The sequence below is a fragment of the Geodermatophilus sp. SYSU D00867 genome (assembly GCF_054050315.1).
Genome location: NZ_JBJGZC010000001.1, coordinates 368,124 through 390,123 on the forward strand (window position 1 = coordinate 368,124; position 22,000 = coordinate 390,123).

The following is a 22,000-nucleotide window of genomic DNA, read 5'->3' on the forward strand; positions in this document are numbered from 1 at the left end:
CTCCCCGTCCTGCAGGTGTGCCGGCCTCCGCCCGCGACGTACGGTGGGCTCCCGATCCGGAGGAGGACGATGGCCGAGCGGCTGAGCACCCTGGACGCGTCGTTCCTCTACCTGGAGGACGACGGGGTGCCGATCCACGTCGCCGGAGTCCTGGTCCTGGAGCCGGTCGAGGGCGGTCTCGACACCCTCGCCGAGCTGGTCGAGGCGCGGCTGCCGCTGGTGCCGCGCTACCGGCAGCGGATCGTGCCGGTGCCGGGCCACCTGGCCAACCCGGTGTGGGCCGACGACCCCGACTTCGACGTCGCCTACCACGTCCGGCGGTCGGCGGTGCCGCGCCCGGGCACCGAGGCGCAGCTGCTCGACCTGGTCTCCCGGGTGACCTCGCGCCCGCTGGACCGCGGCCGGCCGCTGTGGGAGGTCTACCTGGTCGAGGGCCTGTCCGGCGGCCGGGTCGCGGTGGTCACCAAGACCCACCCCGCGCTGGTCGACGGCCTGGGCGCCGTGGACATCGCGCAGGTCCTGCTCGACCCCTCGCCGGACGCGCCGGTCCCGTCGGCCGACGACTGGGCGCCGCGGCGGGTGCCCGGCCCGGTCGAGCTGGTCCGCGACGCGCTCGGGGACTACGTGCAGCGCCCGACGGCGGTGCTCGAGACCGCACGGTCGGCGGTCGGTGACCTGCGCTCCACCGCGGCGCGGGTGCGGGGCGTGGCCGGAGGGCTGGTGCGGGCGGCCCGCTCGGCGGTCGTCCCGGCACCGCACGGCCCGCTCGCCCGCACGCTGGGCAACCAGCGGCGGGTCGCCGTCGCGCGCGCCGACCTCGAGGACCTCAAGGTAATCCGCAAGGCGCACGGCGGCACGATCAACGACGTCCTGCTGACCGTGCTCAGCGGCGCCCTGCGCGACTGGCTGCTGTCCCGCGGCGAGCCGGTGCTCGGCTCGACCGCCGTCCGCGCGCTGGTGCCGGTGTCGGTGCAGGGCGAGGAGCAGGACGCGCCGGGCAGCAGCGTGGCGGCCTACCTGGTCGACCTGCCGGTCGGGGAGCCCAACCCGTGGGTGCGGCTGGCCCGCCTCAGCTACGCGATGCGCGGGGTGACCGGCTCGGGCCGCTCGGTCCGCGCCGACACGCTCGTCGCGCTGACCGGTTTCGCCCCGCCGACGCTGCACGCGCTCGGTGCGCGCGCGGCCCGGGGGCTGTCGCGGCGGATGTTCAACCTCGTCGTCACCAACGTCCCGGGCCCGCAGGTGCCGCTGTACGCCGCCGGCAGCCGGATGCTCGAGGTGTTCCCCGTGGTCCCGCTCGTCGGCGGGCAGGGCCTGGCGGTCGGCATGACCAGCTACGACGGGCACGTCTACGTCGGGCTCAACGCCGACCGGGACGGCGTCGGGGACGTGGACGTGCTGGCCGACCTCGTCGAGCAGGAGGTCGGGGCGCTCGCCGACTCCGTGCGCTGACCCGGCGGCGGACCCGCGCCGGGGGTGCGGGATACGGTCGCCTTCCCCGACAGGAGAGGAGCGGCCGGGTGCGGATCTACCTGCCGGCGACCACGAGCGTCCTCCGCACGCTCGTGGACGAGGGCCGGCTGAGCGGGCCGCACACCGGCTTCGCGGTCACCCCGCGGCTGCGCGACCACTACGCGCTCAGCGACGCCGCGGCCGACGTCGAGGAGCTGGAGTACGCGGCGCTGCTCGCCGCCGCCCGGGCCAGCCTGCGGCTGGTCGACGTCGACCCCACGGCCGCCCGCCGCCGCGTGGTGCTCGCCGCCGACGTCCCCGACGGCGCGGTCACCGAGATCGACGACCCGGACACCGACCCCGGCGCCGTGCGGGTCACCGCCGACGTCGCGCTCGCCGACGTGGCCAGCGCGCACGTCGACGGCGCCGAGGCCGAGGAGGACGTGCGCGCCGCGGTCGCCGTGGTGCTCGAGGCCGACCTCGGCAGCGAGGAGGCGCAGTTCGTCGTCGACCAGGCCGAGGGGCACGAGCTGGCCTGGTACGCCACGCAGGAGATCGGCCCGGCGCTCGACCTGCTCTGACCGGCCGGTCACCGGCCCGCCCGCCGCGCGCGGGCGACCTGGACCCGCTGCGGGGTCCCGGCGGTGACCAGCCAGCCCGACCCCGGCCGGACCGGCACCGGCGTCCGGGGCAGGCGGGTGCCCAGCAGGTCCGCGTCGCCGGGGCCCGGGCACAGCAGCAGGCCGCTGCGGCCGCGGCGCAGCTCGGCGACCGGGCCGCGGAAGGCGGGGGAGAGCTCCCCGGCCGTCCCGGCGGCGAGCACGAGCACCTCGCCGTCGGTGCGGTCGCCGTCGGTGCGGTCGCCGCCGGTGAGGGCGGTGCCCACGGGTGAGTCGGCGAGCGTCCCGGCGTCGTCCAGCAGCACCGCGCCCGGGCGCCCGCCCAGGCCCGCGCACCACGCCCGCCAGCCCGCGACGTCGTCGGCGGGGAGCACCGGCAGCCCGTCCGGCGCGGACCGGCCGCCCCGGGCCACCCGCACGACGGGGACGCCGACCGCCGTCAGCGTCGTTCCCAGCGCCGCCAGGGTGCTGGTGCGGCCGCTGCCGGGCGGGCCGACGACGAGCAGCCCGCCGGTGCGCAGCAGGTCGACGGTGAGCAGCTCGCCCTCGTCGCCGCCGGGACCCAGCGGCACGCGGCGGAGCAGGTCGGTGCCCTCCCCGGGAGGCGGCTGCACCGGCGGCGGGTCCGGCGGCAGCTCGGGGACGACCAGCGGCCCGGCGCCCGGTGGGGCGGCCGGCGCGGTGCGGCACAGCGGCCGGGGCAGCGCGAGCTGGCACTCGAGCGCCTCCTCGCCCAGCAGCGCCCGGCCCGGCGGGCGCGCGCCGGGGACCGCGCGGACCGGCACGCCGGCCACGGCGTAGTCGGCGCGGTCGGGCAGGGGGAGGACCAGGCGGGTCCCCGCGGCCGCGGCCAGCCGGCCCCCGGGCACGGCGCGGTCGGCGGTCAGGACGCAGGTCAGCGCGGCGGCGCCGCCGTCGCGGACCAGCCGGAGGAACTCGGCCGCGCCCTGCCCCGGGACCGCCTCGTCCAGCTGCGCCAGCAGTGCGTCCACCCCGTCGACCAGGAGCAGGACCGCCGGGGAGTCCGCACCTCCTCCGGCCCGCCGCCCGGCGACCTCCGCGGCCAGCCGGGACACCAGCCGGACGGTGCGCAGCGCGTCGCCGCCGCCGACCACCGTCCCGCTGTGCGGCAGGCCGGCGGCCTCGGCGGCCAGCGCGCCACCGGCGTGGTCGAGGACGTGCACGTGCAGGCGGCCGGGGGACAGCCGCTCCACGGCCTCGGCGAGCACCGTGCGGAGCAGGGTGGTGCGGCCGCTGCGTGGACCGCCCACGGCCAGCCAGCCGCCGCCGCGGTCGAGGTCGAGCAGCAGCGGCTCCCGCGCCTGCCGGTCGGGGCGGTCGACGAGCCCCACCACCAGCCGCGTCGGAGGGCCGCCCGCGACGGGGAGGTCGGTCGTCCTCAGCTCCTCCGGGAGCGCCGGCTGCCAGGGCCGGTGCGGCCGCCGCGCGCCCGACGCCGCGGCGTGGCCGGTGGTCGCTGCGGTGACCCGGGCGAGGTCGGTCGGGCCGGCGGGCCTCCCGGGCGCGGTCCCCGCCGGGGGTGCCGGCCAGGACCAGCGGGTCACCGTCGGGCCGGCAGCCGCCGCGGGGCCGAGCGACACCCGTGCCGCCTGGAACGGGACCGGGCGGCCGCTGCCGGTGCGCAGGTACCCGCGGCCGGGACGGTCGGCCGGCACCGTCGCGGCGACCCCGCTGCCGAGCACGTCGCGCGAGTCGGCCTCGTCGGTGGTGCGCAGGCACAGCCGCAGCGAGCAGTTGGCCCGGATCTCGGGGGACACCACGCCGCCGGGGCGCTGGGTCGCGAGCACCAGGTGCACGCCGAGGGAGCGGCCCCGCTGGGCGATGCCGACCAGGCCGGCGACGAACTCCGGCAGCTCCTCGGCCAGGCCCGCGAACTCGTCGACGACGATCACCAGCCGCGCCAGCTCCACCTCCGGCGGGAGCGCCGCGAGGTCGGGGACCCGCGCCGCGGCCAGCAGCGCCTCGCGGCGGGAGAGCTCCGCGGTCAGCGACCGCAACGCCCGGGCGGTGGCCGCGCCGTCCAGGTCGGTCACCAGGCCGACGGTGTGCGGCAGCGCGACGGCCTCGGCGAAGGCGGCGCCGCCCTTGTAGTCGACCAGCAGGAACGAGCACCGGTCGGGCGGGTGCGCCAGCGCGAGCCCGGCGACCAGCGTTTGCAGCAGCTCGGACTTCCCCGATCCGGTCGTCCCCGCCACCAGGGCGTGCGGCCCGTCCCGCACCAGGTCGACCTCGGCTGCGCCGTCCGCGGTCACGCCCAGCCGGGCGGTGAGCGACGACCGCGTGGCCGACCACGCGACCGGCACCTCCCCGGCGGGCAGGTCCCGGCCGTCCGCGAGCAGGTCGAGCAGGCGCACGGTGCGCGGCAGCCCCGCGCCCTGCCGGGCGGGCGCCAGGGGAGCCAGGGCGCGGGCGAGCCGTGCCGCGGCGGCGAGGGGCAGGCGGTCGACGACGACCTCGGCGGAAAGGGCACCGTCGCCGAGGCCGAGCCGCCCGGTGTCGCCGGTCTCGCCCCCGACCTCGAGGACGGCCGGGACGCAGCCGCCGAGGTCCTCGCCGCGGCGGGCGAGTGCCAGCAGCACCGCGCCCCGCTCGCGGCACCGGCGCAGGAGCTCCGCGAGCGCCGGGTCGACCGGCCGGTCGACGACGAGGACCGGCGTCCCCTCGGCGTCCCCGCACCCGTCGGCCAGGCCGGTCAGCCACGAGGGCAGCGCCGGGTCGGCTCCGGGCCCCGGGAGGTGGACCGAGACCGCGCCCGCCGGCAGGTGCGGCAGCCACCGCGCCCAGGACCAGTCGGCCGCACGCCCGGCGGAGGCGAGGACCGCGACGTCGACGTCGCCGGGTGCGGACAGGGCGACCAGCTGCGCCAGCAGCCCCCGCACCACCCCCAGCGCCGGCTCCCGCGGGCCGGTCACGGCCAGGCCCCCGGTCCGGCGCAGGTCGACGGTCACCGGCAGGTCGGCCGCCGCCTCGGGCAGCCGCCGGCCCGCCTCGACGCGGACCACCCGCGTGGGGCCCGCGCCGGTCCCCACCCGCACGGTCAGCGCCGCCGCGTCCCCGGGGCGGCGGGACCACAGCAGGGTGGTCCGCCGGCGCGCCGCGGCGGTCAGCGCCGCCAGGTCGGGAGCGGCCGCCCACGCCGCCCGGACGTCGGCCCGGACCGCCTCGGCCAGCCGGGCGCGGGTCTCCCGCACCTCCCCGGCGTGCGCCGCGGCCGCCCGCCGGCCGGTGCGCGACCCGCTCCACCGGTCCGACGCCCAGCTGCCCACCGCCACCAGCGGGCCGAGCAGCGCGAAGAACAGGAAGGTCGGTGCCGACAGCACCAGCGCGAGCGCGACCCCGGCGACCGCCGGCAGCACGACGGCCACCCAGCCCAACCGGCGCCGCGGTGCGGCAGCGGGCGGGTCCGGCCACGCCACCTCCACCTCCGGGCGGTGCGCGGGCGGCGGGACGCCCGGGCGGACGAGCCGGCGGCCGCCCGGCTCGGGCCGCAGCGCCGCGCGCCCGTCCCGTGGTCCGGTGACGGTCACCGAGCTCGCGCCCAGCCGCAGCACCGCCCCGGGGCGCCACGGGTGCGCCGCGCCGTCGAGGTCGGCGTCGTCGAGCCGGCTGCCGTTGGTCGAGCCGAGGTCGGTCACGGTGATGCCGCCGGCGCCGACGTCCAGCGCGACGTGCCGGCGGGAGACCCCGGGATCGGGGAGGGACAGCGTGGCGCCGGCGCCGCGGCCGAGCACGTGCCGGCCGGTGGCCAGCGGGACGGCGGTGCCCGCGGCGGGCCCGCCGACCACGTGCAGCTCCAGCGGGCTGGCGGCCGGCTCGCCGGACGGGGGGACCGGGCGGCCCAGGCCCAGGACCGCGCCGTGGACCAGGCGGTCGTCGCTGAGGAGGAGCTCCCCGGGCAGCCGGGTGCTGCCGGACCACAGCCCCGCCGCCGCGGTGCCGAGGGCGGCGGCCAGCGGGACCAGCACGGTGTCGAGCCGGGCGTCGTCGGAGGCGCGGACCTCGACGTCGACGGCGCCGTCGGGGCCGACCACCGTCCAGCAGCGGGCCTCGGCGCCGGCGGGGAGGGGAGCGGACACGGGCGCGACGCTCCCGGCCGCGGGCCGGCCGCGGTGCCCGCCGGCCGGGGTTGTGGACGGGGCCGGGGCTGTGGACGGCGTCGGCGCCTCCGGGACGGGTGCGGCCTAGCGTCCGCAGCCACCCGGGAGGGACCCGGGACGGACAGGAGGAGCCATGAGGGTCGACATCGGGACGCTGCAGTCGATGGCCGGGCGGTGCCAGGCGGAGGCGGCCGAGACCGCCGCGCGGCACGCGACGCTGTCGAGCACGGTCACGAGCTCGGTGCTCGACGGCTGGACCGACAGCCAGGCCGCGGTGCAGTTCAGCGCGCTCTACGAGCAGTGGCGGGTCTCGGCCCAGGGGGTGAGCGACGCGCTCACCGGCATGGGCGGGCTGCTCACCGCGGTCGCCGCGTCCTACCAGCAGCACGAGGCGGACGTGGCCGCCCGCATCGGTGCGCTGATCTGACGCCGGGTCAGCCGGGTGGTGCCGCGGCGGACAGCGTGGCGGCCCGCCCGGGCTGCAGGCGCCGGCGCACCGCGGCGACGGCCTCGGGTGCCCGCTCCCACGGCAGGATCGACAGGATCGCCACGCAGTGCGGCAGGAAGATGATCCGCAGCCCGCCGAACACCATGAGGTGGAAGCCCAGCAGGAACACGACGAGGGTGACGCGGGCCCGGTCGGACCGGACGAGCAGCATCAGCGGCGCGGCGAACTCGAAGACGAGCATCACCCACTGCACGGTCACCAGCAGGCCGGGGACGTCGAGCGTCCAGTCCGACAGGGCGGTGCCCCGGCGGATCACCGCGCGGGTGATGGTCGAGCCGGTCGCCCAGTCCCAGCCGCCGAAGCGCATCTTCGCCCAGGCCGCGAGGAAGTAGGTGAGCATCACCGTCACCATCACGGCGGCCATCGCCCATCCGGCGGCCTCGGACCGGCGGCGGTCGCGCCAGCGGACCCGGCCGATGGTGGGCAGCACGGCGAGCGCGACGAGGTAGGCGATGCGGTCGTGGTCGACCTTGCCGTAGCTCATCGCGATGACCATCCACTCGAGGTACAGCACGAACACGGCCGTGCCGAGCAGACGGGGGGCGCGGCCGGTGGCCGCGGCGAGAGCGGTGAGGACCAGCGCCCACTGCACGACGTGGACGACGGTCGACGTCGGCGTGGGCAGGTGCAGCACGCGGGCGATCTCGAGGGGCTGGTACCAGACGGTCGGCACCTCGGCGTGCGCGCGCACCCAGGCGGTGGTGAGGAAGACGTCGACCGGCACGAACAGGTAGGCGATGGTGCGGAACACCGCGATGCGGGCCAGCGGGACCGGGCGGGTCCAGAAGCCGCGCAGGCCGCGGACCGCGGAGACGAGGGAGGTGACCGGTGAGGAGCTCACGCGCCGGCCCCCAGGTCCTGCTCGACGAGGACGCGGTCGGTCCACGCGCCGGTCGGCTGCCCGTCGGCGAGCTCGAAGTGACGCTGCACCACCTGCACCTCGACGAGGTCGGGGGCGTCCGGGTGCCGGCGCCCGTAGGTCTCGGCCAGCGTCACCAGCAGCGCGGGGTCGTCGACCAGCCGCGGGAGCTGCCCCTCGAACTCGGCCCGGCGCAGCCCCACCTCGCCGCCGGACAGGCGCACTTCCTCGCCCTCGCCGGTCAGGCCGACCACGCGGGTGGAGACCACCGGCGCGTTCACCTCGGCGCGGGTCGAGTACATCTTGAACGGGCCGAACGGGAACGAGGCGTCGGTGCCCCAGACCGTCCCGGCGAGCAGCAGCGCGAGGACGGCCAGGGAGGCAGCGAGGCGGACGCGGCGCCCGCCGGTGGAGAGCCTGACGACGTCCGCCTCCGCGGGGTCGCCGGCGCGGGACGGCTGGACCACCCGGGCATCGTAGGATCGGCGCCCGTCCAGATGGGTCACCGACGCCGCGTGGTGGGCAACTGGCCTGCCCGGCCCGGGACGGCCCCTGCGCCCGCGCACGACGTCGGCACCGTCCACCGCACGACGACGTCGGAGGAGCGCACATGCAGTTCGGTCGGTACTACGAGGAGTTCGAGGTCGGGGCGGTCTACAAGCACTGGCCCGGGAAGACCGTCACCGAGTACGACGACCACCTGTTCTGCCTCATCACGATGAACCACCACCCGCTGCACCTGGACACCCACTACGCGGCGGAGACCACGGACTTCGGCAAGAACGTCGTCGTCGGCAACTACGTCTACTCGCTGCTGCTCGGCATGAGCGTGCCCGACGTGTCGGGCAAGGCCATCGCCAACCTGGAGATCGAGTCGCTGCGGCACGTGGCGCCGACCTTCCACGGCGACACCGTCTACGGCGAGACCACCGTCCTGGACAAGACGGAGTCGAAGTCGAAGGACGACCGCGGCGTCGTGTACGTCGAGACGATCGGCTACAAGCAGGACGGCACCGTCGTCTGCGTCTTCCGGCGCAAGGTCATGGTGCCCAAGCGCTCCTACGGCGAGGCCCGCGGCGGCGAGCAGCCCGGCCGCCCGGAGCCGAAGCCGCGCTCCTGAGGGGCGGGTGCGCTGCCGGACCGGTCAGGACGGCAGCGCACCCCAGCCGCGCAGCGTCGCGACCAGTCCCGGCGTGCAGGCCAGCCGGCCGAGGTCGGCGGCGCCGGCCCAGGTGACCGCGTCGGCGTCGTCGCCCGGGACCGGCGTCGCGGCCAGGGCCTCGAGGGTGCAGGCGAAGTCCACGACGTCGTAGACGACGCCGTCGCCGGGGACGGTCACCCGGCCGACCTCCGCGCCGACCCGGACCGCCAGCCCGGTCTCCTCGCGCACCTCGCGGGCGACCGCCGCGGGCAGCGTCTCACCCGGCTCCACCCGCCCGCCGGGCACCGACCACAGCCCCCGACCGGGGGCGTTGCGCCGGCGGACCAGCAGCAGCCGGCCCTCCCCGTCGAGGACCACGGCGCCGACGCAGGCCTGCACCGGCAGCCGGTCGCCGGGGGAGTCGGGAGCCACGACGGCAGGCTACGGCCGGGCCCGCGGCGGGACGGCCCGGCCGGGCGGCACGGCGCCGTCCGCCAGCGCTTGACGTCAGCCCCGAGTGACAGGACGGTGTCTTGCGATGAGCGCCTCCCCGGTCTGTCCCCGCTGTGGCGAACCACTGGTGGTGCGCCCCGGGGACTCGGCGGTGGCCTGGTGCCACGTGCACGGCGCGGTCACCCCGCTGCACCACACCACGCTCATCGCCCACGACGCGATCGCGGCGGTGACCGCCGACGCCCGGGTGCCGGCGTGGGTGCCCGACCCGGTGCCGCCGGGCTGGTCGGTGACCGGCCTGGCCTGGGGCGGGGAACCCGGGGCGCGGGCGATCGTCGTCGGCTGCGCCGGCCCGGCGCCGCTGGGCGGGTCGGCGGAGCTGGTGCTGGTCGCCGAGGAGCCGGGCATGGGCGTGGGCTGCGGCTACGCCGGCCTGCCGGGCCTGGACCCCGGCGACGTCATCACCGGCCCCTCGTCGGCGTCGGTGGAGGCCGCCGGCCAGCACGCGCCGCTGTGGGCGGTGCCCACCTCCGACGACCGGGCCGCCTTCGTCGGCGAGGCGTTCGGCGTGTGGCTGTGGTTGGTGATGTGGCCGATGTCGGCGGCCTGGCTGCTGGCGGAGGAGATGCGCCTGCTCGACCTCCGCGAACGGCTCTACCCGGACCTCCCGCTCGGCCCGCCGAGCGAGCACCTGCTGCCGGGGGACTGACCCGTCCGTCCGCCGCCCGGCGTGTCCCGGCGGAGGGCACTGGGGCCTGTGTTACCCATGGGGCCGGCCCTCGGGGCCGACCCGCGCGGGCACGTCGTCCGCCGGTCCGAGCGGATCCCCCGGGGGTGGCGGTGAACCTGAAGAAGGTGCTCGTCTGGCTGGCGGTGGCCTTCGTCGTGTTCTACGTCATCCAGCGCCCCGAGGCCTCGGCCGACGTGGTGCGCGGCGCCGGGGAGGCGCTCGGCAGCGCCGCGTCGTCGATCGCGGCCTTCGTCGGCTCGCTCGTCTGACCCTGCCGTGAGCGGCCCGGCCGGCGGCCGCCCGCCGCGGTGGGCCAAGGACGCCGCCAAGTACCTGCTCCCCGGTGAGCAGGCGGTCGTGGCGACCCGCCGGCACTGGGCGGTGCTGCTCTGGCCGGGCGCGAAGGCGGTCGCCGTCCTGCTCGCCGGGCTGTGGGTGCTCACCCTCGACCCCGGCAACCGGGTCAGCGCGAGCGTCGGGCTGCTCGTCGTCCTCGGCGCCCTCGGCTGGTTCGCGCTGCGGGCCGGCGAGTGGTGGATGCGGCACTTCATCGTCACCCGCCGCCGCGTGCTGCTGACCTCGGGGATCGTCGCCCGCACGGTCAGCCTGCTGCCGCTGCGCCGGATCACCGACCTGACCTGGAAGGAGACCGTCCCCGGCCAGCTGCTCGGCTACGGCACCTTCCGGTTCGAGTCGGCCGGCTCGCAGCAGGCGCTGTCGCAGATCACCCACCTGCCGCGCGCGGACCTGCTCTACCGCGAGGTGAGCGAGCTGCTGTTCGGCAGTGACGGGGGCGGCGCCGCGGCCGGCGACGACGAGGGCAACCCGGACGACAACGGGCGCCCCGCCGCGGCGCCGCCCCGGCACGACACCCAGCCGATCCCGCGCCTGCCGGGGGCCTGAGCAGCGCGCGCCCGCCTGGGGGAGGCTGGACGCCGATGCGCATCGACCTGCACACCCACTCGTCGGTCTCCGACGGCACCGACACCCCGGCCCGGCTCCTGGCCGCTGCCCGCGCCGCCGGCCTCGACGTCGTCGCGCTCACCGACCACGACACGACCGACGGGTGGGCGGCGGCCGCCGCGGCCCGCCCGGAGGGGCTGACCGTCGTCCCGGGCCTGGAGCTGTCCGCGCGGTGGTTCCCCGCCGAGGGGCGGCCGGTCAGCGTGCACCTGCTGGCCTACCTGTTCGACCCGGACCACCCGGAGCTGGCCGGCGAGCTGCGGCGGCTGCGCGAGGAGCGGCTGACCCGCGGCCAGCGGATGGTCGCCGCGCTCGCCGCGGCCGGCTACCCGGTGGAGTGGCAGCGGGTCCTGGACTCCAGCGGCGGCGCGGTGGTGGGCCGCCCGCACGTGGCCCGGGCGCTGGTCGAGGCGGGCGTCGTCGCGTCGGTCGAGCAGGCCTTCACCACGCTGCTGCACCAGGGCGGCCCGTACCACGTGACCAAGGCCGACACCGACGTGCTCGAGGGCATCCGGCTGGTCCGGGCGGCCGGCGGCGTGCCGGTGTTCGCCCACGGCCTGGCGACCCGGCGCGGCCGGGTGGTCGACGACGCCGCGATCGCCGCGATGGCCGACGCCGGGCTGGTCGGCCTGGAGGTCGACCACCCCGACCACGACCCGGCCCAGCGCGAGCACCTGCGCGGCCTGGCCGCCGACCTCGGGCTGCTGGTGACCGGGTCCAGCGACCACCACGGCGCGAACAAGGCGACGCCGCTCGGCGCGTGCACCACCGACCCGGAGCAGTACGAGGCGCTGGTGGCCGCGTCCACCGGCAGCGTGCCCCTGGCCGACAGGGGCGCCGTCGCCGGTTAGCGTGGCCGGGTGAGGCAGTCCGACGGCGCACAGCTCGAGATGCCCGGCATGCCGCGCCGGCTGTTCCCCGCGACGCCGAGCAAGCTGGCCACCTTCGCCGACTGCCCGCGCCGCTACCGCTTCGCCTACGTCGACCGGCCGACGCCGCCCAAGGGCCCGCCGTGGGCGCACAACACGGTCGGCTCCGCCGTCCACGCCGCGCTGCGCTCGTGGTGGGACCTGCCGCGGGCACGCCGCACCGCCGTCGCCGCCCGGCAGCTGCTCTACGGCGTCTGGTCGGCCAACGGCTTCCGCGACGACGAGCAGGCCGCCCGCTGGCGCGCCACCGCGGCCGGCTGGGTCACCGGCTACGTCGAGGCGCTGGACCCCGCCGAGGAGCCGGTCGGGCTGGAGCGGCAGGTCTCGTGCACCACCGAGCGGCTGGCGCTGACCGGGCGGGTCGACCGCATCGACCAGCGCGGCGACGAGCTGGTCGTCGTCGACTACAAGACCGGCCGGGTGCCCAGCACCGACGACGAGGCGCGCGGGTCGGCCGCGCTGGCGGCCTACGTGCTCGGCGTGCGGCGCACGCTGCGCCGGCCGTGCAGCCGGGTCGAGCTGCACCACCTGCCCACCGGGACGGTCGCCTCCTTCGAGCACACCGAGCGGTCGCTGGCCAATTTCGTGCGCCGGGCCGAGGACGTCGCGGAGGACATCGCCGTCGCCACCCGGCGGGTGGAGGACGGCGTGCCGCCGGACGAGGCGTTCCCCGCCGTCCCCGGCCGGCAGTGCGGCTGGTGCGACTTCCGGCCCAGCTGCCCGGTGGGGCAGGCGGCGACGCCGCCGCGGGAGACCTGGAGCTTCCTGCCCGCCGACGGGGACCCGGCGGGGGCCTAGGACCGGGGGCCCGGGACCGGAGGTCGGGGACCGGAGGTCGGGGAGTGGAGGTCGGGGAGTGGAGGTCGGGGAGTGGAGGTCGGGGAGTGGAGGTCGGGGAGTGGAGGCTAGGCGCCGACCTCGACCGCGCCCGCCGTCCGCTCGAAGGCGGCGCGCCGGATCGGGGAGTGCCGGGCCCGCTCGGGCAGCGCGAGCATCCCGGTGCGGAACGCCCGCAGCGCCGCCGTCGCCGCCGTGTCGGTCAGCGTCAGCCCGGGCAGCGAGGCCATCCGGCGGGCCCACGGCGGCAGGGTGGCCACCGCCAGCGACGCCAGCGACCCCCAGGCCGGCCGGGCCGGGGTCAGGAACTGCACCCAGCGCGGCATCGGCGGGACGACGAGGAAGCGCCACGCCTCCCGCCCGGCCGCGGTGAGCGTGAGCTCGGGCCGGAGCCGCTCGAAGTAGCCGGCGAGCGCGGCCACCGAGTCGGGGACGTCGGCGCGGTCGATCCCGATGAGCTCGGCGGCGGTCACCTGCTCGGCCACGTAGCGGTCGGCCTCCGCGGGGGTGACGACGCCGACGCGGCGGGCGACGTCGAGCAGCGAGTCGACCTCGCAGTTGTGCACCCACAGCAGCAGGTCGGGGTCGTCGACGCGGTAGGTGCGGCCGGTGGTCTCCTCGGTGCCGCCCAGGCGCCGGTGCACGCCGCGGACCCGCCGCACCGCGCGGATCGCCTCACGGCGGGTGCCGAAGGTCAGCGTGTCGACGTACTCGGCGGTGCGCACCAGCCGCTGCCACGGCGACGCGCGGAAGACCGAGTTGCGGGCCACGCCGTCCATCGCGACCGGGTGCAGCGCCTGCAGCAGCAGCGCGCGCAGCCCGCCGACGCCGTAGACCGGGTCGGCGTGCACCCGCCAGGTGACGCTGTCGGGCCCGAAGAACCCCAGCAGGTCCTCCTCCGCCGTCCAGTCGCGCGCCGAGGGCCGGGCGGCGCTCACCGGGTCCCCTCCGGCACCGAGGACCAGAACGCCTCGAGCACCTCGAGCGTGCGGCGCGGGTTCTCGACGGCGGGGGAGTGGATCGCGCCGTCGATGACCTCGTGCCGGGCGCCCAGCCGGCGGGCCATGTCCGCCTGGACGTCCGGCGGCCAGGCGTCGTCGGCCACGCCGTGGGCGACCAGCACCGGCACGCCGGTGGCGGCCAGCTCGGCCACGCGGTCGGGCTCGGTGGTCATCGCGTCGGCCATGCCGCGCAGCCCCGCCGCGGTGTTGCGGAGGAACCGGCGGGCGTAGAACGCGCGGGTGGGGGCGGGCACCGCCTGGGCGCGCTCGTCGGTCATCGCCAGCTGCTCGAGCGTGGCGTGCACGGCGGGGACGCCGCCGGAGTCCAGCAGCGGGCCGAGGTGCTCGAGCAGCTCGGCGCGCCGGCCGCCCAGCCGGGCGGGGCCCGACCCGAGCAGCGTCAGCGAGCGGAAGGCGGCGGGGTCGGCGAGGACGGCGCCGCGGCCGACCAGCCCGCCGAAGCTGTGCCCGAGCAGGTGCGGGGTGCCGGTCTCCTCGCGCAGCAGGGAGGCCACGGCGACGACGTCGGCGGCGAGCTCGGCGACCGAGTAGGCGGCGGGGTCGTCGGGGCCGGGGGACTCGTACTGCCCGCGCTGGTCGATCGCCACCACCCGGTAGCCGTCGGCGGCCAGCGGCGCGAGCAGCGGGGCGAAGTCCTCCTTGCTGCCGGTGTACCCGGCGACCAGCAGCACCGTGCCGCTGGGCCCGTCGCCGCCGGTGTCCAGCGCGGCCAGGGGCCCGGCCCGCCCGGGGAGGGTGCGCGCCGTCGCGTCGTGGTCGGCGAGCTGGCGCAGGTCGTCGGCGGCGATGGCGAGGTCGGGGCTGTGCGAGGTGCCGGGCAGGACCATGGTCCCCAGTGAACCCCGCCGTCGGCGGCCGCGCCGCCGCGCGGGGGCCGCGCGGGGACTACGCGGGGACTACGCGTACCCGAGCACCCGGTCGGGGAGCGCGTAGACGAGCACCGGCCCGGCGACGGCGGCGCGCCCGCCGGGCGCCGGCGGGTCCTGCAGCGCCACCCGGGAGAGCTCGGCGCCGGTGGCCGGGTCGCGCAGGACGAGGCCGTCGGGCTCGGGCACCCAGACGCCGGCCTGCCCGGCCTCGCCCTTGCCGGCGGCGGAGGCGGTGGGCAGGCCGAGGGCGGGCAGCGACCACAGGGTGGCGCCGCTCGTGCCGTCCAGCGCCCGGACGGTGCCGCGCGCCCACACCAGCGCGACGTCGCCGGTCCCGGACTGCAGCACGGGATCGCCCTCCGCGCCGCCGTCGGTCGCGGCCGGGAGCGCGAGCTCCTGCAGCTGCGTGCCGTCGTCGGGGCGGTGGACCAGCAGGGCGTCGCCGGTGACGACGGCGACCAGCCGGTCCACGCCGGCCAGCCGCACGTCGGCGCCGCCCGTGGCGGCCAGGTCGCGGGTCCAGCGGGCCTCGCCGGAGAAGGAGTCGAACAGCCGCAGCTGGACGGCGGCCGAGCCGGTGCAGCGCTGCAGCACCGCGACGCCGGCGCTGCCCGCGGCGGTGTCGAGCAGCGTGCAGCCGGACTCCGCGCCCGCCCGCCAGCGGACGTTGTCCCCGACCGGGTCGAGGACGACGACGCCGGTGTCGCTGCTGGCGAGGACCACCTGGTCGGCGCCGGTGATGGTGGCGTCGCCGCGCAGGCTCAGGTTGCGGGTCCAGGCGCGCACGCCGGTGGCCGCGGTGAGCGCCAGCGCCTCGTCGCAGCGGTCCGCGGTGCGGAAGACGGCGACGACCAGCCCGTCGCCGGCGGAGAGCCCGCACAGCGCGGCGTCGGTGCGCCGGTAGTGCCAGGCCTCCTCGCCCGTGGCCGGGTCCAGCGCCGTGACGCCGTCGGCGACGGGCACGACCACCCGCCCGCCCTCGACGACGGCGTCCGGCAGCGGGACGTCGACGTCGGCCGACCAGGCGGGCGCGAGCTCACCGGCCGGCGCGGTCGAGGGGACCGGCGGCTCGCCGGCGGTGGTGCTGTCGGTCGCGGCGACGCTCGACCCCCGCCACAGCAGGGTGGCGACGACGGCCAGCGCGAGCGCGGCCGCCGTCCAGACCCACACCCGCAGCGGCGGGGGACGCAGCGCCACGCGGCGTCTTACGCGGCGGACTCGGAGTCGCCGCCGTCGCCGTCCTGGCCCTCGGCGCCGGAGGCCGCGGAGGCGCCGGAGCGACCCCGGCCGCCGCGGCGGCGACGGCGGCGCGGCCTGGCCGCGCCCTCGCCGGACCCGTCGGTCGCGGCCCCCGCCGGGGTCGGGGGGGGCTCGCCGGACCCCGCCTCACCCGAAGCGTGGTGGGCGGGGGCGGCGGCCACGGGCACGGCCGCGGGGGCGGCCCCGCGTGGGGGGCGCGAGCGGGACCGGGCCGGGCGCTCGCCCTCGGTGCGGGACTCCTCCCGCGCGGGACCGCGGCCGGCGCCCCTGGTCTTCTTGCCCGTCTCGCCGAGGTCCTCGAGCACCTCCGCGTCGAGGCCCTCGCGGGTCCGCTGCGCGCGCGGCAGCCGGCCCTTGGCGCCCTCGGGGACGTCGAGGTCGGTGTAGACCCACGGCGAGGTGGAGTAGGTCTCCGGCGGGTCCACGAACGGCAGGTCCAGCGCCTTGTTGATCAGCTGCCAGCGCGGGATGTCGTCCCAGTCGACCAGCGTGACGGCGACGCCCTCGCGCCCGGCGCGGCCGGTGCGGCCGATCCGGTGCACGTAGGTCTTCTCGTCCTCGGGGCACTGGTAGTTGACGACGTGGCTGACGCCGGTGACGTCGATGCCGCGGGCGGCGACGTCGGTGGCGACCAGGACGTCGACCTTGCCGCTCCGGAACGCGCGCAGCGCCTGCTCGCGGGCGCCCTGGCCGAGGTCGCCGTGCACGGCGGCGGCCGCGAACCCGCGGTCGACCAGCTCGTCGGCGACCTTCTGCGCGGTGCGCTTGGTGCGGCAGAAGACCATCGCCAGGCCGCGGCCGCGGGCCTGCAGCACGCGGGCGAGCAGCTCGGGCTTGTCGAGGTTGTGCGCCCGGTACACGAACTGCGTCGTCTGCGGGACGGTCGAGCCCTCGTCGTTGCCGTGCGCCCGGATGTGCGTCGGCTGGGTCATGAACGACCGCGACAGCGTGACGATCGGGCCGGGCATGGTGGCCGAGAACAGCATCGTCTGCCGCTGGGCCGGGACCATGCCGAGGATCCGCTCGATGTCGGGCAGGAAGCCCAGGTCGAGCATCTCGTCGGCCTCGTCGAGGACCAGCACGCGGACCTTGCCGAGGATCAGGTGGCCCTGCTCGGCCAGGTCCAGCAGCCGGCCGGGGGTGCCGACGACGACCTCGACGCCGGCCTGCAGCGCGGACACCTGCGGCTCGAACGCACGGCCGCCGTAGATGGCCTGCACGCGGATGCCGCGCCTGGCGCCGGCGGTGCCGAGGTCGCGGGCCACCTGGACGCACAGCTCGCGGGTGGGGACGACGACCAGCGCCTGCGGGACGCCGTCGCCGCCCTCCGCGGCGGGGACGACGCGCTGCAGCAGCGGGACGCCGAAGCCGAGGGTCTTGCCGGTGCCGGTGCGGGCCTGCCCGATGAGGTCGTTGCCCGCCAGCGCCAGCGGGAGGGTGAGCTCCTGGATCGCGAAGGTCCGGGTGATGCCGGCCTCGGCCAGCGCCGCGACGACGTCGGGGTGGACGTCGAAGTCGCTGAACAGCGGCGCGGTCTCCTCGACGGGAGCGCCGCCGAGCGCCTCGACGGTCTGCTCGACCTGCTCGGGGGCCGGCGCGCCGGTCTCGGCGTGCTCGAGCTCGGTGCTCGGGGTGCCGGTCCCGGTGGGGCTGTTCTCGGTGGGGGTGTTCTCGGTGGGGGTGTTCTCGGTGGAGGTCAGTGCTCTCGCCTCTGGTCGGCTGGGGGAGCTGCCGGGGGCGACGGCGTCGTCGCCCGGGCGCTCCGCGGTCGGGTGTCGCGGGATGCGTTCCAGCGCCGACGCGGCCAGCGGACCGGGGAGGACCGGGACGCACCCGGTGCCCGGTGGGGGCTCCTCAGGGCGTCGTCCGACGTTCGTCAGCGCACAGATACCAGCGCGCCTGGCGGCCCGCCTGTTCCCCATGCTAGCGCGGACAGCGGCTAGCCTCGGTCGCCGCGCGGCCCCGTCCGCCCCGACACCACCCGGAGGTGGCACGTGACCACGGTCGACACCCGAGCCGTCGTCGACCTGCTCGGCGTGCTCGCCTACGCGGAGCTGACCGCGTTCGACCGGCTGGCCGAGGACGCGCGGATGGCGCCCACCCTGGCCGGCCGCGCCGCGCTGGCGCGCATGGCCGCCGCGGAGATGGGCCACCACGACCGGCTGGCGCAGCGGCTGACCGAGCTGGGCGCGGAGCCGACCGAGGCGATGCGCCCGTTCGTGGCCGCGCTCGACGGCTTCCACGAGGGCACCCGGCCCCGCACCTGGCTCGAGGGGCTGGTGAAGGCCTACGTCGGCGACGGCCTGGCCGCCGACTTCTACCGCGAGATCGCGGGCTCCCTGCCCGAGCCGGACCGGTCGCTGATCCTCGAGGTGCTCGCCGACACCGGCCACGCCGACTTCGCCGTCCGCGAGGTCCGGGCCGCGATCGCCGCGCAGCGGACGCTGGCCGGCCGGCTCGCGCTGTGGGGGCGCCGGCTGGTGGGGGAGGCGATCTCCCAGTCGCAGGCGGTCATCGCCGAGCGGGACGGCCTGGCCCGGCTGATCATCGGCGGCACCGGCGACCTGACCGGCGTCGTCCGGCTGGTGGACCGCATCACCGCCGCGCACACCGAGCGCATGAAGACCCTGGGCCTCAACCCCTGACACCGTGACACTGCGATCCTCCCGGATCGCACCGCGGCCACGTGCCGTTCCCCAGTCGCGCTGAGCCGTTCCGTCGCACCCGCGGGGACCCTCCGGGCCCGCCACCGGGCACGACCCTCGCGGGGCGGCTCACGTCGTGGAGTCCCGCGACACGTCGACGGGGCGCCCCCGCGCAGTGCGGGGACGCCCCGTCGGGACGTGCGGGTCTCAGGCGCCGGCGACGAAGCCCACCCGGCGCTGGTCGGCCTGGGCGATCTCGACGTAGGCGATCCGGTCGACCGGGACGAGGACACGGCGGCCCCGCTCGTCCTCCAGGGTCAACAGCCCGTCCTTCGTGCCGCCGGACACGGCGGCGGCCACGTCGGCGGCGATCTCGTCAGGGGTCTTCGGGCTGTCGACGACCAGCTCCCGGGGGGAGTGCTGGACACCGATCTTGACTTCCACGGGGGATGCCTCCTCGGGTTGCACGGCTGCCGACCACGCTAGTCCAGCGCCGGGTGCCCGGCCCCGGCGTGCGCCTGTGCCCTCAGCGAACAGGCACGGCGCGGGACCGGATCAGCCCGCGGCCGGCTCGCCCTCGACCCGGGGGAAGCGGGAGATGCCCCGCCACGCCAGCGCGGACATCAGCGACACGGCCTCGTCGCGGGACACCGTGCCCTTCTGCGCCAGCCACCACCGGGCGCTGGTCTCGGCCAGGCCGGTCAGTCCCGAGGCCAGCAGGTGCGCCTGCTCCGGCGAGCTGCCGGTGTCGCCGGCGATCACCTCGGCGATCGCCTCGACGCACGCCCGGTTGCCGCGGTCGACCAGCGCCCGCACGTCGTCGTCGTTGCGCAGGTCGGACTCGAAGACCAGCCGGAACGCGCCGCCCTCGGCGTCGATGAAGTCGAAGTAGGCGCCGACGGCGCCGTGCACGCGCTGCCGGTTGTCCTCGGTGCCGGCCATCGCCTCGCGCACCCGGTCGGTGAGCTCGGTGACCTGCTGCTCGAGCAGCGCCAGGTAGAGCTCCCGCTTGCCCGGGAAGTGCTGGTAGAGGACGGGCTTGCTGACGCCGGCGCGGTCGGCGATGTCGTCCATCGCGGCGGCGTGGAAGCCGTGCGCGACGAAGACCTCCTGGGCGGCCTGCAGCAGCTGCAGCCGCCGGGCGCCGCGGGGCAGCCGCGACGTGCGGCGGACGGGGGCCGGTCGGGAGGACTGCATGGTCCCGGGGATGTTACCGGCGGGTCACCCGCCACACGCGACACCTCCGGCTGGCATACCGTTCGCCGCGTGCCCGAGGTCCGTCGTGCGCGCCGCCGCCCGCCGGCGCCCCCGTCGATCGCCCCGTCGTCCACCGCCCGGCTGTCGACGGCGCCCCTGCCCGTCCCCGGCGCGCCGCCGGACGCCTGGCCCGGCGAGGAGCTGCCGGTCAGCGGCGGCACCGTGTACGTCCGCACCACCCCGTGGGCCGGTCCGCCCGGGGCGCCGCGCGAGCGCGCGCTGTACGTCCACGGCCTCGGCGGCGCGTCCACCAACTGGACCGACCTGGCGGCGCTGCTCGCCGTCCGCTGCGCGGGGTGGGCGGTGGACCTGCCGGGGTTCGGCCGCTCGCAGCCGCCGACCGGCGGGTCGTACTCCATCCGCGGCCACGTGCGCGCCGTCGTCGAGGTCCTCGAGCACGTCCGGGACCAGCCCGGCGACGGGCAGGGCGGGCCGGTGCACCTGCTCGGCAACAGCCTCGGCGGCCTGGTCAGCCTGCTGGTCGCCGCCCGCCGGCCGGACCTCGTCGCGTCGCTGACGCTGGTCTCCCCGGCGATGCCGGTCTACCGCGTGCCGCAGGCGTTCAGCCGCGCGCTGCTGCTGCTCCTGCTGCCGGGCGTGCCGGGCGTCGCCGAGCGGCGGCTGGCCGGCGTGACGCCGGAGCAGTCGGTGCGCGGCATGCTGCAGATGTGCTTCGGCGAGCCCGGGCGGGTGCCGCCGGAGCGGATCGACGCCGCCGTCGCGGAGACCCGCGAGCGGGCGCGGCAGGAGTGGGCCAATCGGGCGCTGACCCGCAGCATGCGCGGCCTGATCACCTCCTACCTGCGGGTCGGCCGGGCCAACGCCTGGCGGCTGGCCCGCGCGCTGCGGATGCCGACGCTGGTCGTCTGGGGCGACCGCGACCGGCTGGTCGACCCGCGGCTGGCCCCGCGGCTGGCGGCGGCCGTCCCCGACGCGCGGCTGCTGGTGCTGGAGACCGTCGGCCACGTGGCGATGCTCGAGGCGCCGGAGGAGACCGCCCGGGCGGTGCTCGGCCTGCTCGAGGACCTCGACGCGGGGGACCGCCACGGCGCCGCGGAGGCCGGGGACGACGACGAGCCGGAGGCGCGGGCCGGCTGAGCCGGGACCGCGCGACGCGCCACCAGCGGGTCGCACGGGTCTCGTGTGACGCGTGAGAACCTGACCTGGACGCGCGGTGACGCCGCCCGCGACACTGCGTGACCGGAAGGACGACCGGCAGCCCGGCGGCCGCGAGGCCCGACACGGCGAGGAGGCGGCACCGTGGCAGGTCCTCCGCCCGGCCGGCCCCCCGGGGCCCGGACGGGGCGGGAGGCGGCCCGCGGCCTCCCGCCGCTCCCGCCGCTGCCCGCCCGCCCGCCGTCCTCGCGCCCCCCGTCGCCGGCAGCCGACCGCCGCGACCCGCCGGCGCGGCCCCGTCCCCCGCGGCCCGCGGAGCCGGGCGCGCCTCCGGCCGCCGGTCGCCGGGCCGCGCGGCCGCAGCGGCGCCGGCGAGGCCCGGTGGGCCGGTTCGTGGCCCGGTGGGGCTGGCGCGCCTACGCGATCCCGCTGCTCGTCGTCGCCACCGTGCTGACGGTGCTCGACCTGCTCGGTCCGGGCACGCCGGCCCGGGTGGGCGCGACCGCCGGCAGCACGGGGTCGGTGACCTCCTCGACGGCGACCCCCACGTCGGCGGCCTCCTCGCCGCCGAGCGCGACCCCGACGGACACCCCCGCGCCCACCGCGCCCGCGGAGGGCGACGCCGGCCCGACCGGCCTCCCGGCGCCCGCGGCCGGCACGTACGTGGAGCAGGGCGCGGGCACCGTGGCGGTCGTCCCCGGCAGCTCGGGGGTCTACGGCACCGGGCCGCTGCAGCGCTTCGTCGTCGAGGTCGAGGACGGGATCGGCGTCGACGGGGCGGCGTTCGCGGCCGCGGTGGAGGCCACCCTCGGCGACCCCCGCTCGTGGGGGAACGGCGGCCGGATGTCCTTCCAGCGCGTGGACACCACCGACGCCGGTTCCTACGACTTCCGGGTCAGCCTCGTCAGCCCCGGCAGCATGGAGCGCTACTGCCCGGGCGTGGGCACCGGCGGCTACACCTCCTGCCGCTACGGCGAGCGCGCGGTCGTCAACCTGGCCCGCTGGGAGACCGCCGTCCCCGACTACCAGGGCGACGTCGCCACGTACCGCCAGTACGTCGTCAACCACGAGGTCGGGCACGCGCTGGGCAACGGCCACCAGGACTGCCCCGGTCCCGGCCAGGTCGCCCCCGTGATGCAGCAGCAGACCCTCGGCCTCGAGGGGTGCGCCAAGAACGCCTGGCCGTACCCCTGACCCGGCCCGCCCCGGACGCCGGGGCGG

At 77.9% G+C, this 22,000-nt stretch carries 22 protein-coding genes; 12 read left to right on the forward strand and 10 right to left on the reverse strand.

What is annotated here, in order from left to right; all coding sequences use genetic code 11:
- The first annotated feature begins 69 nt into the window (after positions 1 to 69).
- Positions 70 to 1,452 carry a WS/DGAT/MGAT family O-acyltransferase gene (locus tag ACI8AK_RS01820; protein ID WP_456954926.1) on the forward strand — a complete coding sequence of 461 codons (1,383 nt, stop codon included), beginning with the start codon at positions 70 to 72 and terminating at the stop codon, positions 1,450 to 1,452.
- 68 nt (positions 1,453 to 1,520) lie between these two features.
- On the forward strand, positions 1,521 to 2,033 hold the full coding sequence (locus tag ACI8AK_RS01825) for a DUF6912 family protein (protein ID WP_387991558.1): 513 nt from the start codon (positions 1,521 to 1,523) through the stop codon (positions 2,031 to 2,033).
- 8 nt (positions 2,034 to 2,041) lie between these two features.
- Here the strand turns inward: ACI8AK_RS01825 and ACI8AK_RS01830 are convergent, their stop codons facing one another.
- On the reverse strand, positions 2,042 to 6,169 hold the full coding sequence (locus ACI8AK_RS01830) for an FtsK/SpoIIIE domain-containing protein (protein WP_456954927.1): 4,128 nt from the start codon (positions 6,167 to 6,169) through the stop codon (positions 2,042 to 2,044).
- A gap of 154 nt (positions 6,170 to 6,323) precedes the next feature.
- Here ACI8AK_RS01830 and ACI8AK_RS01835 point away from each other — a divergent pair, with 154 nt between their 5' ends.
- On the forward strand, positions 6,324 to 6,617 hold the full coding sequence (locus ACI8AK_RS01835; RefSeq protein ID WP_387991564.1) for a WXG100 family type VII secretion target: 294 nt from the start codon (positions 6,324 to 6,326) through the stop codon (positions 6,615 to 6,617).
- Positions 6,618 to 6,624: 7 nt separating this feature from the next.
- On the opposite strand, the gene ACI8AK_RS01840 is transcribed toward ACI8AK_RS01835, so the two are convergent.
- Both ACI8AK_RS01840 and ACI8AK_RS01845 read right to left on the reverse strand, forming a co-directional pair.
- On the reverse strand, positions 6,625 to 7,539 hold the full coding sequence (locus ACI8AK_RS01840; protein WP_456954928.1) for an HTTM domain-containing protein: 915 nt from the start codon (positions 7,537 to 7,539) through the stop codon (positions 6,625 to 6,627).
- A complete protein-coding gene (locus tag ACI8AK_RS01845) occupies positions 7,536 to 8,024 on the reverse strand; it encodes a hypothetical protein (RefSeq protein ID WP_456954929.1) in 489 nt (162 codons plus the stop codon). Before ACI8AK_RS01845 ends, ACI8AK_RS01840 begins: the two co-directional genes overlap by 4 nt.
- Before the next feature lie 143 nt (positions 8,025 to 8,167).
- Between ACI8AK_RS01845 and ACI8AK_RS01850 the strand changes: the two genes are divergently transcribed.
- A complete protein-coding gene (locus ACI8AK_RS01850; RefSeq protein ID WP_456954930.1) occupies positions 8,168 to 8,677 on the forward strand; it encodes a MaoC family dehydratase in 510 nt (169 codons plus the stop codon).
- Between the two features lie 24 nt (positions 8,678 to 8,701).
- Here the strand turns inward: ACI8AK_RS01850 and ACI8AK_RS01855 are convergent, their stop codons facing one another.
- Positions 8,702 to 9,130, reverse strand: coding sequence for an NUDIX hydrolase (locus tag ACI8AK_RS01855; protein ID WP_456954931.1), 429 nt, complete (start codon positions 9,128 to 9,130; stop codon positions 8,702 to 8,704).
- Positions 9,131 to 9,236: 106 nt separating this feature from the next.
- On the opposite strand from ACI8AK_RS01855, the gene ACI8AK_RS01860 reads away from it, so the two are divergent.
- The 5 genes from ACI8AK_RS01860 (at position 9,237) to ACI8AK_RS01880 (ending at position 12,571) form a co-directional block, all read left to right on the forward strand.
- Positions 9,237 to 9,860, forward strand: a complete 624-nt coding sequence (locus ACI8AK_RS01860; protein WP_387991578.1) for a DUF6758 family protein — start codon at positions 9,237 to 9,239, stop codon at positions 9,858 to 9,860.
- 125 nt (positions 9,861 to 9,985) lie between these two features.
- Positions 9,986 to 10,150 (forward strand): hypothetical protein, encoded by a 165-nt coding sequence (locus ACI8AK_RS01865; protein WP_387991580.1) that lies wholly within the window; start codon positions 9,986 to 9,988, stop codon positions 10,148 to 10,150.
- A gap of 7 nt (positions 10,151 to 10,157) precedes the next feature.
- A complete protein-coding gene (locus ACI8AK_RS01870) occupies positions 10,158 to 10,784 on the forward strand; it encodes a PH domain-containing protein (protein WP_387991583.1) in 627 nt (208 codons plus the stop codon).
- Between the two features lie 35 nt (positions 10,785 to 10,819).
- Entirely contained in the window at positions 10,820 to 11,695 is an 876-nt protein-coding gene (locus ACI8AK_RS01875; protein WP_387991586.1) for a PHP domain-containing protein, read from the forward strand.
- A 9-nt stretch (positions 11,696 to 11,704) separates the two neighbouring features.
- Positions 11,705 to 12,571, forward strand: a complete 867-nt coding sequence (locus ACI8AK_RS01880) for a RecB family exonuclease (RefSeq protein WP_456954932.1) — start codon at positions 11,705 to 11,707, stop codon at positions 12,569 to 12,571.
- 107 nt (positions 12,572 to 12,678) lie between these two features.
- Here ACI8AK_RS01880 and ACI8AK_RS01885 read toward each other — a convergent pair whose 3' ends face one another.
- The 4 genes from ACI8AK_RS01885 to ACI8AK_RS01900 form a co-directional block, all read right to left on the reverse strand.
- The gene (locus ACI8AK_RS01885; protein ID WP_387991590.1) at positions 12,679 to 13,548 is read right to left on the reverse strand and encodes an oxygenase MpaB family protein; all 870 of its coding nucleotides are present in this window, start codon (positions 13,546 to 13,548) and stop codon (positions 12,679 to 12,681) included.
- Positions 13,545 to 14,459, reverse strand: a complete 915-nt coding sequence (locus ACI8AK_RS01890) for an alpha/beta fold hydrolase (RefSeq protein WP_456954933.1) — start codon at positions 14,457 to 14,459, stop codon at positions 13,545 to 13,547. Before ACI8AK_RS01890 ends, ACI8AK_RS01885 begins: the two co-directional genes overlap by 4 nt.
- A 69-nt stretch (positions 14,460 to 14,528) precedes the next feature.
- Positions 14,529 to 15,698: an outer membrane protein assembly factor BamB family protein gene (locus ACI8AK_RS01895; RefSeq protein WP_456954934.1), complete on the reverse strand. Its 1,170-nt coding sequence runs from the start codon at positions 15,696 to 15,698 to the stop codon at positions 14,529 to 14,531.
- 8 nt (positions 15,699 to 15,706) lie between these two features.
- Positions 15,707 to 17,683: a DEAD/DEAH box helicase gene (locus ACI8AK_RS01900; protein ID WP_456954935.1), complete on the reverse strand. Its 1,977-nt coding sequence runs from the start codon at positions 17,681 to 17,683 to the stop codon at positions 15,707 to 15,709.
- Between the two features lie 72 nt (positions 17,684 to 17,755).
- Between ACI8AK_RS01900 and ACI8AK_RS01905 the strand changes: the two genes are divergently transcribed.
- Entirely contained in the window at positions 17,756 to 18,406 is a 651-nt protein-coding gene (locus ACI8AK_RS01905; protein WP_387991597.1) for a ferritin-like fold-containing protein, read from the forward strand.
- A gap of 207 nt (positions 18,407 to 18,613) precedes the next feature.
- Here ACI8AK_RS01905 and ACI8AK_RS01910 read toward each other — a convergent pair whose 3' ends face one another.
- Together ACI8AK_RS01910 and ACI8AK_RS01915 are read right to left on the reverse strand one after the other, a co-directional pair.
- Positions 18,614 to 18,850: a DUF3107 domain-containing protein gene (locus tag ACI8AK_RS01910; protein WP_387991600.1), complete on the reverse strand. Its 237-nt coding sequence runs from the start codon at positions 18,848 to 18,850 to the stop codon at positions 18,614 to 18,616.
- A 111-nt stretch (positions 18,851 to 18,961) separates the two neighbouring features.
- Positions 18,962 to 19,603, reverse strand: coding sequence for a TetR/AcrR family transcriptional regulator (locus ACI8AK_RS01915; protein WP_387991603.1), 642 nt, complete (start codon positions 19,601 to 19,603; stop codon positions 18,962 to 18,964).
- A gap of 69 nt (positions 19,604 to 19,672) precedes the next feature.
- Here ACI8AK_RS01915 and ACI8AK_RS01920 point away from each other — a divergent pair, with 69 nt between their 5' ends.
- Together ACI8AK_RS01920 and ACI8AK_RS01925 are read left to right on the forward strand one after the other, a co-directional pair.
- Complete coding sequence (locus tag ACI8AK_RS01920; RefSeq protein WP_456954936.1) at positions 19,673 to 20,761, forward strand: alpha/beta fold hydrolase; 1,089 nt, start codon at positions 19,673 to 19,675, stop codon at positions 20,759 to 20,761.
- Between the two features lie 399 nt (positions 20,762 to 21,160).
- Positions 21,161 to 21,973, forward strand: a complete 813-nt coding sequence (locus ACI8AK_RS01925) for a DUF3152 domain-containing protein (RefSeq protein ID WP_456954937.1) — start codon at positions 21,161 to 21,163, stop codon at positions 21,971 to 21,973.
- Positions 21,974 to 22,000: the final 27 nt, after the last annotated feature.

Coding starts and splice junctions, on each gene's coding strand:
- ACI8AK_RS01835 (WP_387991564.1), top strand. CDS start 6,324: ATGAGGGTCGACATCGGGACGCTGCAGTCGATGGCCGGGCGGTGCCAG.
- ACI8AK_RS01890 (WP_456954933.1), bottom strand. CDS start 14,459: ATGGTCCTGCCCGGCACCTCGCACAGCCCCGACCTCGCCATCGCCGCC.
- ACI8AK_RS01900 (WP_456954935.1), bottom strand. CDS start 17,683: ATGGGGAACAGGCGGGCCGCCAGGCGCGCTGGTATCTGTGCGCTGACG.
- ACI8AK_RS01850 (WP_456954930.1), top strand. CDS start 8,168: ATGCAGTTCGGTCGGTACTACGAGGAGTTCGAGGTCGGGGCGGTCTAC.
- ACI8AK_RS01875 (WP_387991586.1), top strand. CDS start 10,820: ATGCGCATCGACCTGCACACCCACTCGTCGGTCTCCGACGGCACCGAC.
- ACI8AK_RS01915 (WP_387991603.1), bottom strand. CDS start 19,603: ATGCAGTCCTCCCGACCGGCCCCCGTCCGCCGCACGTCGCGGCTGCCC.
- ACI8AK_RS01860 (WP_387991578.1), top strand. CDS start 9,237: ATGAGCGCCTCCCCGGTCTGTCCCCGCTGTGGCGAACCACTGGTGGTG.
- ACI8AK_RS01820 (WP_456954926.1), top strand. CDS start 70: ATGGCCGAGCGGCTGAGCACCCTGGACGCGTCGTTCCTCTACCTGGAG.